The sequence below is a fragment of the Sphaerisporangium dianthi genome, assembly GCF_042654065.1.
Lineage (GTDB): Bacteria > Actinomycetota > Actinomycetes > Streptosporangiales > Streptosporangiaceae > Sphaerisporangium > Sphaerisporangium dianthi.
This window is the reverse complement of record NZ_JBHSFP010000071.1, coordinates 1-13,893: the sequence shown is the minus strand read 5'-3', so window position 1 is coordinate 13,893 and position 13,893 is coordinate 1. Positions and strand designations below refer to the sequence as shown.

The window sequence follows — 13,893 nt, the reverse complement described above, 5'->3', positions numbered from 1 at the left end:
TCAACTCCAACGGCACCGTGACCAACGGCGCCGCCAACCTGTGCCTCAACGCCACCGGCACCGGCAACACCTCCTCGGTGACCGTCGCCACCTGCAACGGCAGCGCCAACCAGAGATGGACCAGGGCATGACCGGGAACCAGCGGACCTGACACACCGGGCCCGGGCGAGCCGTCGCCCGGGCCCGGCCCACGTCGTCGGCCTTCCGGCCGGGCGCCGTCCCTTCCTGACGCGCTAGACGGCGGCGGCGACGGGCCGGCCGTCCTTCCACACGCGGGCGACGAGGGGAACGCCGGGGCGGTAGGACAGGTGGACGTGCGAGGGCGCGTCGAGCAGGACGATGTCGGCGCGGGCGCCCGGCGCCAGGTGCCCGACGTCGCTCCGGCGCAGCGCGCGGGCGCCGCCCATGGTGGCCGACCACACGGCCTCGTCAGGGGTCATGCGCATGTCGCGCACGGCCAGCGCCACGCAGAACGGAATGCTGGTGGTGTAGCTGGACCCGGGGTTGCAGTCGGCGGCCAGCGCCACCGTGGCGCCGGCGTCGATGAGGCGGCGCGCGTCCGGGTAGGGGGACCGCGTCGAGAACTCCGCCCCCGGCAGCAGCGTCGCCACCGTGCCTCCGCCCGCCAGCGCCTCGACGTCGGCGTCGCTGAGATGCGTCAGATGGTCGGCCGAGGCCGCTCCCAGCTCGACCGCGATGCGCACGCCGGGCCCGGGTCCGAGCTGCCCGGCGTGCACGCGCGGCACCAGCCCCCGCTGCCTGCCCGCCGTCAGGATGGCCCTGGTCTGGTCACCGTCGAACGCTCCCCGGTCGCAGAACACGTCGATCCACCTGGCGTGCGGGGCGCACGCGTCGAGCATCGCCCCGGCGACCAGCTCGGCGTAGGCGTCGGAGTCGCCGGCGAACTCGGGCGGCACCACGTGCGCGCCCAGGTAGGTCACCTCGCTCGTGTGCTCGCCCGCCACGCGCAGGCTGCGCGCCTCGTCGGCCACGGTGAGGCCGTACCCGGACTTGCACTCGATCGTGGTCGTGCCCGAGCGCAGCGCCTCGGCGACCAGGCGGCGCACGTTGGCCCGCAGCGCGTCGTCGCTCGCCTCCCGCGTGGCCGCCACCGTGGTGCGGATGCCGCCGGCGGTGTAGGGGCGGCCCGACATCCGTGCCTCGAACTCCGGCGCCCTGTCCCCGGCGAAGACCAGGTGCGCGTGGCTGTCCACGAACCCGGGGATGACCGCCCGGCCGCCCGCGTCGTACCGCTCGCCGCCCGCCCCCTCGGGGAGCCGCGTTCTCGGACCGGCCCAGGCCACCCGCCCGTCCTGGACGACCAGCGCGGCGTCCTCCACCACGCCGAGCGGCCCCCGCCCCGACCCCGGGTCGTTGGTGACCAGCGATGCGATGCCGTCGATCACAAGACCGCTCATCCCCGCCCCGCCTCCGCCCCGCGGCGCGAACCCGCCGCCGACATCCATCTCACGCTCATCTCCCGGGTGGGCCGGCCCGTCCAGAGGGACGCCCGAATCCGCCGACGTGAGCCGCCTCACCGGTTCGCGACCAGCGGGGCGGCCTTGTGGTCCACCACCTTAGACAGCCCACGTGCGGCGTCACGCCCCGAGGCGGCGCCGGTGGCTCACGGGTCGGGTCCCGCCGGGGGGAGACTCACCGGTGCGGCCCGCGGGCTACCCGGCGGGGCCCGGCGCCTCCCCCTGTGGACGGGTCACCGGCCGGCGGCGGCCAGGTCGACGACGACCTGCGTGCCTCGCCCTGTCTCGTACCAGATCACGTCTTCGTGCAGGTAGAGGGCGGGAGGGGGCTTGTCGCCGCGCCGTGAGGGGATCGGGTACAGCAGGCCGGTACGTCCCGTGGCGATGTCGTGAACGGTGCTCGCGTGTCTTCCGTCGCGATCCTGCTGGGCGAGCTGGACGAAACGGCCGGAGTAGAGGTCTCCGCGGGCGCTCCCCGGCAGTTCGCGCAGACCGGTTCCGTCGCGCCGCCACGCCTCGACCCGGTCGAAGCACCAGGTAACCCCGCACTCGTCCCATGTCGACCGCCCCGGAGGAGGGGTCACGTCGTTCAGCGCGCCGGTGAGGACGTTCTTCAGGTGTTCCATGGGGCGGGTGACAGGGTGGTCGGCCGCCTCCACGCCAGGCCATCCGGCCCACGGCCATTCGACCAGGTGGAAGCCTCTCGTGCCGCTGATCAGGGTGGCCTTCCCGCCCTTCAGCGAGGCCCGGTAGACACCGCCGTCGTACGGCGACCACACGGCCGCGCCGTCCGCGATGGCGAGTCGGATCCCGTAATAGGAGCCGTCGCTGGTCACCAGGGCCGCGATCGAGGCGATCCTGCGCGGGACGCCGCCGGTGACCGGCACCGCCCAGATCTCGGTCCTGCGGCCGGCGATCGCCGACCAGGCCAGGTATCCGTCGCCGTGGACGAGGGGGGCCTTCATGACGTTGCGGTCCTTGAGCGGCGCCACGCGGGTGAACGTGCGCTTGTCCAGGTCGTACGACCAGATCCCGTCGAGCCGGTTCCGGGTGAGCCCCCGCCCCACCACCACCCGGTCCTTGACGAACACGTCCGGTGTGAACGTCCTGCCGCCCGGCCCCTTGGCGGGGATCTCGTGCACCGCGCGGGGCCAGACCTTCTCGATCGGCGGCGCGACGGGACCGGTGGTCGGCGTGGGCCTGGCCGCCGGGGCGGGCGCCGTGATCGCATGCGTCCCCACGACGGTGCCCGCGACCACGGCCACGATGGCGGCCGCCACGGCCACCGGCGCCCACCACCTGGCCGTCCGCCCGCGCGTCGCGGGCAGGACGCGGGGCCGCCCGTCGTCCTGAACGGTCTCGGCCTTGGCGGCAAGCGCGTCTCTGAGCCGGTCCTCGATGCTGCTCATGCCTTCCCTCCCAGTTCACGCTCGAGCCGGTCCAGGGCCCGTGAGATGTTGGACCGCACGGTGCTCTCCCTGACGCCCGTCGCCCGCGCGATGTCGGCGTCGGACAGGTCGAGGTAGTAGCGCAGGACGAGGACCTCGCGCTGCCGCCTGGGCAGCCGGTCAAGGGCGGCCAGCATCTCCAGCCGCGACTCCCCCAGCAGCGCGGCCGTCTCCGCGGAGTCCGCCACCTCCGTCGGTCCGAGCGGCGCCTTGACCGCCACGCGGCGCCGGCGCAGGACCGAGCGGGACGCGTTCAGCACGCAGACGCGGACGTACGCGAGCGTGAACGTCTCCTGGCGCCTGGCGTGCAGGCGGGAGAAGACGTCCTGGACGATGTCCTCCGCGCTTTCCCTGTCGCCGACGAGCAGCATGGCCAGGCGCACCAGCGCGAGCCGGTGCCCGGCGTACAGCCCGGCCAGTCCCGTGCCATTCCGGGCCGGCGCACGAGCGACCGTCTCATTCTTCATGCCCTATGAACGCCCGTCCTCCCCGATCCGCTGCATCCCCGTCCAGGCCGATGAGGACCAGGAGCACGCGGCCGGCGCGGCAGCCGGCCGAGCCGGCTCGCCTGTCGTTCAGAGGAGGCCGGTCATGGCGGAGGCGAGGGCCGCGGGGATGTCGTCGACGGTGAGGTGGCGGCCGCCGGCGACGATGCGGCGGCCCGCCACGACGACGTCGCGGACGTCGGCCGCCGTGGCGGCGAAGACGACGGTCTCCACCAGGCAGTCCGGCGACCAGCCGGCCGTGCGCACGGTGTCCAGGGCGATCGTGACGAAGTCGGCGGGGGCGCCCGCCTCGATGCGGCCGGCCTCCGGCCAGCCGAGCGAGGCGTGCCCGCCGAGGGTGGCGGCGCGCAACAGCCCGCCGGCGCGCCAGTGGCCTCGGTGCCGGGTGGCCAGGCGCTCGTCCATCTCCACCCCGCGCGCCTCCTCCAGCAGGTCCACGACGGCGTTGCTGTCGCTGCCGAGCGAGAGCGGCGAGCCCGCGTCCGCCAGCGCCCGGGCCGGGCCGATGCCGTCGGCGAGGTCCCGTTCGGTGGTCGGGCACATGCAGACGCCCGTGCGGGACTCCCCGAGCCGGCCGACGCCGGCGGGGGTGAGGTGGGTGGCGTGCACCGCCGTGGACAGCGGGCCGAGGGCGCCGTTCTCGTCGAGCAGCTCCGCCGGGGTCCGGCCGTAGGCGGACAGGCACGCCTCGTTCTCGGCGACCTGTTCTGACAGGTGGAAGTGCAGCGGGACGCCCCGCTCGCGGGTCCAGCCGCTCACCTCCCGGATCTCGGCGGGCGGCACGGCCCGCACCGAGTGGACGGCCGCGCCGACGCGGGCATGGGGGGCGGCGGCCACGTCCAGGGCCGAGACCCGCCGGATCCAGGCGGCCGCGTCGCCGTCGCCGAATCGCAGCTGCGGCCCTTCGAGCGGCATGCCGAAACCGCCGCGCAGGTAGCAGGCGTCCAGCAGCGTGATGCGGACGCCCGCGTCCGCCGCCGCCGCGATCAGCGCCTCCCCCATCGCGTTGGGCGAGGCGTAGGGCCGTCCCCCGGTGTCGTGGTGCACGTAGTGGAACTCGCCGACGCAGGTGATGCCGGCGAGGGCCATCTCGGCGTAGACGGCCCGGGCGAGGGCGTGGTAGCCGTCCGGGGTGAGGCGCGCGGCGATCCGGTACATCTGCTCACGCCAGGTCCAGAACGTGCCGCGGCCGCGCTGGGTGCGCCCGCGCAGCGCCCGGTGGAACGCGTGCGAGTGGGCGTTGGCGAGCCCGGGGACGGTGACGCCGCGCAGGTGGACGGCGCCGGGGGGCGGCGCGGGCTCCCCCTGGCGCACGAGCGCGATCCGCTCCTCGCGCACCTCGATCACCACACCGGCGACCGCGGCGTCCCCGCCCAGCCAGGCGTGGTCGGCGTAGAAGACGGTCATCGGCCCCCACGCTCCCTCGCGGCCACGGCGCGCGTGGCCGACCGGCTCGTGGCCGACCGGCTCGTGGCCGACCCGTTGGTCGTCAGTCGCATGCGAGGTCCGAGAGGACGGTGGCGAGGGCGTGGACGCCGGCGACGCAGTCCGCGGTCCCGGCGTGCTCGGCGGGACTGTGACTGACGCCGGTCGGGTTCCGGACGAACAGCATCGCGGCCGGCGCGTACGGCGACAGGATGCCCGCGTCGTGCCCGGCGCCGGTGGGCAGGGCGGGGACTCCGCCGAGCGCGGCGGCGACGCGGTCGCGCAGCTCGCCGCCGAACTCGACGACGGGGGTCCAGGACTCCTCCACCACCTCGACCCGCACGCCGTGCCCGGACGCCGCCGCCTCGGCGGCGCGGCCGACCTCGGCCACCAGCTCGCGGACGGTCACCGCGTCGGGGGCGCGGCCGTCGAGCCAGGCGTCGACCCGCGACGGGATCGCGTTGGTGCCGTTCGGGTCGACCCGCACCTTGCCGAACGTCGCCAGCGCGCCCAGCCGTCCGGCGGCCTCCCTGGCGGAAAGGACGGTGGAGGCGAACGGCGGCATGGGGTCGTGCCGGTCTGCCAGCCGGGTGGTCCCGGCGTGGTCGGCCGTGCCGTGGAAGGTGCAGCGCCACCGGCCGTGCGGCCAGATGGCGCTGGCCACGCCGACCGGCGCGCCCAGGTCGACCAGCCCGCGTCCCTGCTCGATGTGCAGTTCCACGAAGGCGCCGATGCGGCCGAGGGCCTCCTCGTCCCGTCCCAGGGCGGCGGGGTCCGCGCCGGCGGCCCGCATCGCCTCGGCGAGCGTCACCCCGTCAGCGTCGCGCAGCGCGCGGGCGGCGTCCGGGGCGAGCAGCCCGGTGAGCAGGCGGCTGCCTACGCAGGCGACGCCGAAGCGGGCGCCCTCCTCGTCGGTGAAGCTCACCACGGCGATGGGCCGCGCCGGCACGACGCCCCGCTCGCGCAGCAGGTCGACGGCGAGGAACGCCGACACCACGCCGAGCGGCCCGTCGAAGGCGCCGCCGCCCGGGACGCTGTCCAGGTGGCTGCCGGTGACGACCGCGCCGGGGCCGGGGGCGCCCCACCAGGCCCACTCGTTGCCGTTGCGGTCGCGTTCGCAGGCCATGCCGCGCGCCTGTGCCTGGTCGCGGAACCACGCCCGCAGCGCGAGGTCCACCGGCGTCCACGCGAACCGCCGGTACCCGCGGGCGCCCTCGTCCCCGATGCGGGCGAGGTCGCCCCACATCCGCTCGAAACGCGCGACGAGCGACGCCTCCGGCCCGGCCGGCCCACCGGGCTCCGCCCCCGCCGACTCCCGCACGCGCCCGCCGCCGGGATCGGTCATCGCGGTTCCCCCTGCGCCATGGGGATGGGGACGCCACGCTCCGCCGCGATCTCGGCGGCCCGGTCGTACCCGGCGTCGACGTGCCGGATGACGCCCATCCCCGGGTCGTTGGTGAGCACCCGCTCGAGCTTCTGCGCGGCGAGCGGGGTGCCGTCGGCGACGGCGACCTGGCCCGCGTGGATGGAGCGGCCGATGCCGACGCCGCCGCCGTGGTGGATCGACACCCAGGACGCGCCCGAGGCGACGTTCACCATGGCGTTGAGCAGCGGCCAGTCGGCGATCGCGTCGGAGCCGTCGAGCATGCCCTCGGTCTCGCGGTACGGAGAGGCGACCGAGCCGCAGTCGAGGTGGTCGCGGCCGATCACCACGGGGGCCTGGAGCTCACCGGAGGCGACCATCTCGTTGAAGCGCAGGCCCGCCTGGTCGCGCTCGCCGTAGCCGAGCCAGCAGATGCGCGCGGGCAGCCCCTGGAAGGCGACCCGCTCGCCGGCCAGCTTGATCCACCGGGCCAGCGACTCGTTCTGCGGGAACAGCTCGAGGATCGCCCGGTCGGTGGCGGCGATGTCCCGCGGGTCGCCCGACAGCGCCGCCCAGCGGAACGGGCCCTTGCCCTCGCAGAACAGCGGCCGGATGTAGGCGGGCACGAAGCCGGGGAAGTCGAAGGCGCGCGCGTACCCGGCCAGCTTGGCCTCGCCGCGGATGGAGTTGCCGTAGTCGAACACCTCCGCGCCGCCGTCCATGAAGCCGACCATGGCCTCCACGTGCCTGGCCATCGACTCGCGGGCGCGCTGCGTGAACGCGGCCGGGTCCTTGGCCGCCTGCTCGCGCATGTCCTCGAACGCCATGCCGAGCGGCAGGTAGGCCAGCGGGTCGTGCGCGGAGGTCTGGTCGGTGACGATGTCGATCGGCGCGCCCATGGCGAGCATCTCGGGCAGCACCTCGGCGGCGTTGCCGAGCAGGCCGATCGACAGCGGGCGGCGGGCCTCGCGGGCCTCGGCCGCCAGGCGCAGCGCGTCCGCCAGGTCGTCCGCCTGGACGTCCAGGTAGCGGTGCTCGATGCGCCGGGCGATGCGCGAGGGGTCGCAGTCCACGCAGATGGCGACGCCGCCGTTCATGGTGACAGCGAGGGGCTGGGCGCCGCCCATGCCGCCGAGCCCGGCGGTGAGCGTGACCGTCCCGGCGAGGGTGCCGCCGAACCGCTTGGCCGCCACGGCGGCGAACGTCTCGTAGGTGCCCTGCAGGATTCCCTGTGTGCCGATGTAGATCCACGACCCGGCCGTCATCTGGCCGTACATGGTCAGGCCCAGGGCCTCCAGACGGCGGAACTCCTCCCAGGTCGCCCAGTCGCCGACGAGGTTCGAGTTGGCGAGCAGCACGCGCGGCGCCCACTCGTGGGTGCGCATGACGCCGACCGGGCGGCCGGACTGGACGAGCAGCGTCTCGTCCTGCGCGAGGCCCTGGAGCGTGCGCGCGATGGCGTCGAAGGACGGCCAGTCGCGCGCCGCCTTGCCGGTGCCGCCGTACACGACCAGTTCCTCGGGGTGCTCGGCGACCTCGGGGTCGAGGTTGTTGTGCAGCATCCGGAACGCGGCCTCCTGCTGCCATCCGCGGCAGGACAGGTCGGTGCCACGTGGGGAACGGATCACCCGCCGGGCCTGGTCGCTCATCGCTGGTCATCTCCTCGCTGGTTCGTCGTGCTCGTGTCCTCGCCGCGGTCGCGGCACCTGCTCAGGTCCCGGCCTCGTCAGTGTGGTCCACTCCGCCCACGGCGCCGCGCTCGCGTGCCGTCCGCGTGACCGCCGGTCCGATGCCCGCCTCCCTGTCCGGGGGACGGGGGCCATCCGGGGCCGATCATCCGGGTAAGAACAGGCGGCGGTCCGCGGCGCTGTTCTCGAACTCCTCGATCGACGCCTGCTCCCGCGTGGGCAGCGCCTCCAGCATCGTGTGGACCAGCGCCGCGCACAGCACGCTCGGCGCGGCCTGGGAGTCGAAGGCGAACCGCGAGCTGACCGGCGCCGCCAGCACGGCGTCGGCGTGCTCGGCGAGCGGCCCCACGGCGTGGTCGGTGACCAGCGCGACCCGCAGTCCCGACCGCCTGGCCCACACGAGCCCCTCGCGCAGCTCGCGCGGGTAGCGCGGCAGGCCGAAGGCGAGCAGCCAGGTGGCTCCGGCGTCGACGGCGCGGCTCAGCCGGTCCTCCATCGTCGACCCCGGCGCGTCGATGACCCGGACGTCCGGGTGCGCCTTGGCGGCCAGGTAGCCGAACAGGTGCGCCAGGGGCGCCGACACCCGCAGCCCGAGGACCGGGAGCGGCCGGGACGACGCCAGCCCCGCGGCCACCTCGCGCAGCCGTCCGGTGTCGCCGAGGCCGTCCCGCAGCTGTTCCAAGTTGCGCAGCTCAGAGTCGATCATGGCCTGGACCGGGTTGAGACCGGTGGGCTCGGCCGCGGCGTCCTGGCCGTCGCGCAGCGCCGCACGCAGGTGGTCGCGGAACTCGGGGAATCCGGTGAAGCCGACGGCGATGGCGAATCGCGTGACCGAGGGCTGGCTGATGCCGACCGCCTCGGCGATGTCGTTGCCGGTGAGGAACACCGCCTCATGAGGACGCTCCAGCAGGTACCGGGCGATGCGCCGCTGCGAGGGCGACAGCCGGTGGCCCTCGACGATCTCCTGAAGCCGGGCGGCGACCCGCGAGGCGTCCTCGGCGGCGACCGCGGCCGGGCCCGGCGGCCTGCTCATCGGCCCCTCCGCTCGGATGTCACGCGCTTGATGTCCTCCTGGCCCGCCACCCACTGTGCGGCGGTTCGCACTGCTTCCCGCGTATGCATACTTTCATGCACGATTGTCGATGTATGCAGGCATGTCAAGGAGAGCCCGGGAAAATCCGAGTAATGTACCTGTTGAGGGCTCTTTTATGACATTACGCACGGTCTTGCTGGACGGCGCCCGAACCGGTCCCGCGGACATCACCGACATCGCGCGCGCCGGCGCGCCGGTCTCCCTTGCCCCCGAAGGGCTCGACCGGGCCGCCGCGGCGTGCGAGGCCGCACGCGAGATCGCGCGTCATCGGCCCGTGTACGGGCGCACCACGGGGGTCGGCGCGAACCGCACCGAGGACGTGGCGGCGGCCGACGGGGACGCGCACGGCCTGCGCCTGCTGCGCAGCCATGCCGGCGGCATCGGCGCGCTCGTGCCGGCCGAGCAGGCGCGCGCCATGATGGCGGTCCGGGCGAACCAGATCCTCGCGGGCGGCGCGGGACTGCAACCCGCCTTCGCCGAAGCGCTCGCCCACGCCCTGAACACCGGGCACCTGCCGGCCGTCCACGAGGTCGGCGCCATCGGCACCGGCGACCTGACCGCCCTGGCCGAGACCGGCCTCACCCTCGTCGGCGAGCTCCCCTGGACCGGCGGCCGGGGCGCGGCGCCCGCGCCGATCACCCTGGCGGCCGGTGACGCGCTCGCGCTGTGCAGCAGCAGCGCCCTGACGATCGGGCAGGCGGCGCTCGCCTGGTCGCAGATCGCGGCGCTGCTCCGCGCCACCCAGGTGGTCGCCGCCCTCTCCCTTCTGGCGGTGGACGGCGGCGCCGAAGCGTACGACGAGGAGGTGCACGCCGCGCGCCCGCACCCCGGCGCCGTCGCGGTCGCCACCGAGATGCGCCGCCTCCTCACCCCGTCCCCCCTCCCCCCGCCCACCCCCACCTTCGACCCGACCGTCCCAACCCCGCCCACCCACACCCCCACCACCCCATCCCGGCCCACCCAAGGCCCGACCGTCCCACCCCCGGCCATCCACGGCTCCATGCCCACTCCGGCCGGCGAAGGCGTGCCCTTCCTGGGCGGCTCACCGGCCCCGCCGGCGCGGATCCAGGATCCGTTCGGGTACCGGTGCCTCCCGCAGGTGCACGGACCGGCCGTCGAGGGCGTGTCCGCGCTCGAACGGGTCCTCGGCATCGAGATCAACGCCGCGGCCGAGAACCCGCTGATCTCCGCGGCCGGCGGCACCGTCCACCACCACGGCGGCTTCCACCAGGCGTCCCTCGGCCTCACCCTGGACCACCTGCGGATCGCGCTCCTGCACACCGCGCACCTGTCCACCGCCCGGCTGGCCACGCTGGTCGAGCCCGCGTTCACCGGCCTGCGTCCTTTCCTCGCCGAAGGCGCCGCGGGCAGCTCGGGCGTGATGATCCTGGAGTACGCCGCGAGCTCCGCGCTGGCCGAACTGCGCAACGCGGCCTTCCCGGCGGCGCTGGGCCACGCCGTACTGTCCCGCGGCGTCGAGGACCACGCCGGCTTCGCCTCCCAGTCGGCCCGGCAGACGCTGCGGGCGGCGGCGTCCTACCGCCTGGTGCTGGCCTGCGAACTGGTGGCGGCGGTCCGGGCGCTGCGCCAGCGCGGCCTCGGCCCCGCCATCGCCGCCACGCCCGCCGGCGCGGCGTACGCCCTGGCCGCGGCACGCCTCGACCCCCGCGACGAGGACCGCCCCCTGACCGCCGACACCGAGACCGCCGCCGCCCTACTCGACACCTTCGCCACGCTCTGACCCCGCCCCGCACCCAGCCCGCCGACCCTCGCCTCCGCCGATGGCGGCCTCATCGCCTCCGCGCCCGAGCCGCAGATGGGGGACGCCGCCGCGCAGGATTCCCCTGACTCCGGTCGCAAGGACACGCGTAAGCGCACCCTGCACCGGCGGGACGTACACCAGGACTCGTGGCAAGAACCGTGGAGTTGTGCGCACCCGGCGGCAGGCTCAACCGCCGGTGCGCGGAAATGTACGAAGATGAGGCGTGCCGAGGAGGACTGAACGTGCGCCGGCGCGAGGCCGGCGGACCTCGGTTCACGGTCGCGCGGCCTGGCGGTTCGGCGGCGACTCCTCTCCTCCGGCACGCCTGCACGCGGTCCCCCAGGCGGTGGTCACGGTCAGCGTGGTGGGTGGACCAGGCGGGGACCGTGGAGTGCCGCCCGCGTCCGCATCCGCCTGGACGACTCACGGGCGGGTCAGGTGCTGGTGCAGGCGGCGGGACTCGCGGGTGAGCATGCTGGTGCTCCTGCGGGCGGCGACCTCGGCGAGTTCGGTGATCTCGCCCCGCGCGCCGGTTCGTCCGGCGACCGTGGCGGCGAGCCGGACCAGCTCGGCCGGCCCGTTGCGCGGCCGCTCCCCCGGCCCCGGAAGCAGAACCGGGAGCATCGCGCGGAACACCCGCCACACCTCGTGGTGGGCCCCCTGGTCGGCGGCTGCCTGGAGGGCGTTGCCGACGTCCCGATGCTTGTGCCCGGCCCACCGGACGAGCCGGCCGAGCTGGACGCCCAGCTCCGCCGCCGGGAGGTCCCCGCGCGCCGCCATCGTGAGCAGGATCCGCAGCCCCTGCTCCGGCTGCTTCTGCGCCAGGAAGTACGCCAGCACCAGCGCGGTGGCGTCTCCGGCCGGCCCGTCGGAGGCGGCCAGCATGGCGGCGTGCGCCGGATGGACCCCCGGCCGGTATCCCTGGTACAACAGGTGGGGCAGCAGGTTCACGGCCACGACCTCGCGATGCGACGGCAGCACGCCCGGCCACCACTCGATGCAGCCGCCGTGGCCTTCTGAGGCCCACTCTTGCGGCTCGGCCAGCAGTCCGTCGATCAGGTCGAGCCCGGTCGGCTCGGCCTTCAGCATCGGGGTCAGCCGGAGATGCGCGACGCGCCCGCCGGGGCGCTCGTCGAAGTAGTGCTCGGTCGCGTCCTCCGGACACCCCCAGCGGACCCCGGCCCGGGGGTCGGGCAGCCCGCCTCCGGTCATCCAACGCGCCACGGTGCGGGCCGCCTCGCGGGTCAGCCGCGCGGCCCGATCCGCCGCCTCGGGGTGTGCCCCGCGCGGCAGGCGCAGCAGGGCCTGCTGCAGGTCGGCGGGCAAGGGCTCGGCGCCGGCCGCCTCGTACGCCTCCAGCCGGGAGACCAGGACCCCCGGGTCGAGCCGCCCGGTGGAGAGGGTGGGCGTGGCCAGCAGCACCGGCGGCAGCGTGCCCGACTTCAGCGCCTCGTACACCTCCGCGTACCTGCGCAGGATGAACATGTGCGGTGGCGACACCTCTTGCGGAGGCGGCAGCCGGTCGACCGGAGCCTGCGGCGGCGCGGGCTCATGCGGCCCGAACGGCGAGCGGTACCCCGTGAAGGAGAACAGCACCCTGGAGGGGACGTCATCGCCGCCGCCCCACATATGGGCGGCGGCGGCGCGGGCGGCAGCGCGCCCCCAGCCGATGAAAGCCTCCACCGGATCGAAGTGGCCCCCCTGCGGAGCGTCCGTCTCACCCTGTCCCACCGCGCCGCGCCGGCCGGCCTCCGGTGTGCCGCTCGCGGGGTCGTGGCCGGATCCACCGTGGTCGCCCCGGTCGCGGGAGGTGCGCGCCTGGCCGCCGTGCTCGCCGGCGTCCTGCCCGGGACCTGCGGGCCGGTCGTCACCGAGCGGGTCGTCGTCGCCCTCGGCCGTGTGCACCAGTCGGACGTCCAGAAGAGGGCGATCGAGCACCGTCCTGAGAAGCGCCGTCCCGAAGGCGTCCGCACGCGCCCGAAGGAAGAAGGCCGCTCGGCGAGGACGCCGGCGCCGGCGCCGGGGGTGATCAGCTCTCGTACCATCGCGGCGTGCCACGCGTGGGTGCTGGTCCAGCTGCGCATGTCGAACGACCGCAGGTAGGCGCTTTCGTAGGCCGCGTCGAGTGCGGCGCGCAGGCCCTCTCTGTCCTGGGCGGCGAGGTGCACGAAGCCGGCCAGCCAGCGTTCGCAGTCGTGCCACTGCCACTGTGTCTGACCGAGGGCCCCCATCTCGGCGGGCGTCGCCGGAGTGGCCGGAAACGGCTCGGCCGACGGGGGCTCCGGAAGAGGCGGCGGGACGAACGCCGGGGTGTCCTCGGAGGCCGCCTCACCGCCGTACACGGCGATGATCCGCTCGCCCAGCGCGGACGGCAGTGCGGGGATGGCCTCTCTGACGCGCTCGGCGCCCAGCGGGCCGAAGCGGCCGGCGTGCTTGAGCGCGAGCTGGGCGGCCCGCCCCTGGACGTCGTAGGACTCATGGTGGAAGGCCGTCGCGAGCGCGGGCGCCAGGTCGTCGGCCCGTTCGGGCGCCCGCCGCACCGTCTGGTCGAACCAGGTCATGCCCGCGCGTACCAGAGCGGCCTCGGGCCGGAACAGCAGCCCTCCGAGCGCCTCGGCGACATCGGCGGGGTCGTGGTCGTCAAGACGTCGCAGGTGGCGCAGGGCCAGCTCGGCGACCGGGCCGGGCGCGGTGGGCAGCACCGCCAGATAGTCGCGCCGCCGGGCCTCGACCTCGGCCGTGGATGGTTCGAGCAGCTCGTGCAGGCGGACGAAGAACCGCAGGTCCTGCGCGGCGCCGCCGCGCAGGAACCGGCGGACGCAGCCGTCCAGCAGGGGCTCCCTCGCGAGCCGGCCGGTGGCCGCCAGGTCACGGATGGTGCGCAACCACGGCGAGATCGGGTCGAGCCGTTCATTTCGCAGAGCCCTGCCCGCGCCCTCGGCCTCGAAGACACGCGGAAGCAGCACCGGCAGCAGGGGGTCGTCCGAGACCGGGCCTGAGCCCACTGCCGCCGCCACCCAGGCGACGACCAGGGCGTCGTTCGGCGGCGGCTCGGCGCCGGTGTGCCGCAGCATCGCCAGCGCCAGCGGCGCCCCCGTGTCACGGGGGCCGCGTACCTTCGCCGCGAGCC

Annotated in this window: 10 protein-coding genes; 1 reads left to right on the top strand and 9 read right to left on the bottom strand. The window is 75.2% G+C overall.

Annotated elements, in window-relative coordinates; translation table 11 throughout:
* Positions 1-233: 233 nt before the first annotated feature.
* The 7 genes from hutI to ACFO60_RS40170 all read right to left on the bottom strand — a co-directional run bounded on the left by hutI (position 234) and on the right by ACFO60_RS40170 (position 8,941).
* Positions 234-1,418, bottom strand: coding sequence for an imidazolonepropionase (gene hutI / locus ACFO60_RS40200; protein WP_380852610.1), 1,185 nt, complete (start codon positions 1,416-1,418; stop codon positions 234-236).
* 293 nt (positions 1,419-1,711) lie between these two features.
* Positions 1,712-2,887 (bottom strand): TolB-like translocation protein, encoded by a 1,176-nt coding sequence (locus tag ACFO60_RS40195; protein ID WP_380852607.1) that lies wholly within the window; start codon positions 2,885-2,887, stop codon positions 1,712-1,714.
* Positions 2,884-3,393, bottom strand: coding sequence for an RNA polymerase sigma factor (locus tag ACFO60_RS40190; RefSeq protein WP_380852604.1), 510 nt, complete (start codon positions 3,391-3,393; stop codon positions 2,884-2,886). The genes ACFO60_RS40195 and ACFO60_RS40190 overlap by 4 nt, the downstream gene beginning before the upstream one ends.
* Positions 3,394-3,501: 108 nt before the next feature.
* Positions 3,502-4,839, bottom strand: a complete 1,338-nt coding sequence (locus ACFO60_RS40185) for a formimidoylglutamate deiminase (protein WP_380852601.1) — start codon at positions 4,837-4,839, stop codon at positions 3,502-3,504.
* A gap of 82 nt (positions 4,840-4,921) precedes the next feature.
* Entirely contained in the window at positions 4,922-6,103 is a 1,182-nt protein-coding gene (locus tag ACFO60_RS40180; RefSeq protein WP_380852613.1) for an allantoate amidohydrolase, read from the bottom strand.
* Positions 6,104-6,198: 95 nt separating this feature from the next.
* Entirely contained in the window at positions 6,199-7,869 is a 1,671-nt protein-coding gene (gene hutU, locus ACFO60_RS40175) for a urocanate hydratase (protein ID WP_380852598.1), read from the bottom strand.
* Between the two features lie 184 nt (positions 7,870-8,053).
* Entirely contained in the window at positions 8,054-8,941 is an 888-nt protein-coding gene (locus ACFO60_RS40170) for a MurR/RpiR family transcriptional regulator (RefSeq protein ID WP_380852595.1), read from the bottom strand.
* 175 nt (positions 8,942-9,116) lie between these two features.
* Here ACFO60_RS40170 and ACFO60_RS40165 point away from each other — a divergent pair, with 175 nt between their 5' ends.
* A complete protein-coding gene (locus ACFO60_RS40165) occupies positions 9,117-10,742 on the top strand; it encodes an aromatic amino acid ammonia-lyase (RefSeq protein WP_380852592.1) in 1,626 nt (541 codons plus the stop codon).
* A gap of 444 nt (positions 10,743-11,186) precedes the next feature.
* On the opposite strand, the gene ACFO60_RS40160 is transcribed toward ACFO60_RS40165, so the two are convergent.
* The gene (locus ACFO60_RS40160) at positions 11,187-12,248 is read right to left on the bottom strand and encodes a DUF7824 domain-containing protein (protein WP_380852589.1); all 1,062 of its coding nucleotides are present in this window, start codon (positions 12,246-12,248) and stop codon (positions 11,187-11,189) included.
* Positions 12,206-13,893, bottom strand: a 1,688-nt coding sequence (locus ACFO60_RS40155) for a DUF6493 family protein (protein WP_380852586.1), incomplete at its 5' end; no start/stop codon positions are given. The genes ACFO60_RS40160 and ACFO60_RS40155, both read right to left, overlap by 43 nt.

What these genes read in the sequence shown, in the direction of transcription:
- hutU (WP_380852598.1), bottom strand. Translation starts at nt 7,869, where the DNA reads ATGAGCGACCAGGCCCGGCGGGTGATCCGTTCCCCACGTGGCACCGAC.
- ACFO60_RS40170 (WP_380852595.1), bottom strand. Translation starts at nt 8,941, where the DNA reads ATGAGCAGGCCGCCGGGCCCGGCCGCGGTCGCCGCCGAGGACGCCTCG.
- ACFO60_RS40180 (WP_380852613.1), bottom strand. Translation starts at nt 6,103, where the DNA reads ATGTGGGGCGACCTCGCCCGCATCGGGGACGAGGGCGCCCGCGGGTAC.
- ACFO60_RS40185 (WP_380852601.1), bottom strand. Translation starts at nt 4,839, where the DNA reads ATGACCGTCTTCTACGCCGACCACGCCTGGCTGGGCGGGGACGCCGCG.
- ACFO60_RS40195 (WP_380852607.1), bottom strand. Translation starts at nt 2,887, where the DNA reads ATGAGCAGCATCGAGGACCGGCTCAGAGACGCGCTTGCCGCCAAGGCC.
- hutI (WP_380852610.1), bottom strand. Translation starts at nt 1,418, where the DNA reads ATGAGCGGTCTTGTGATCGACGGCATCGCATCGCTGGTCACCAACGAC.
- ACFO60_RS40190 (WP_380852604.1), bottom strand. Translation starts at nt 3,393, where the DNA reads ATGAAGAATGAGACGGTCGCTCGTGCGCCGGCCCGGAATGGCACGGGA.
- ACFO60_RS40165 (WP_380852592.1), top strand. Translation starts at nt 9,117, where the DNA reads ATGACATTACGCACGGTCTTGCTGGACGGCGCCCGAACCGGTCCCGCG.
- ACFO60_RS40160 (WP_380852589.1), bottom strand. Translation starts at nt 12,248, where the DNA reads ATGTTCATCCTGCGCAGGTACGCGGAGGTGTACGAGGCGCTGAAGTCG.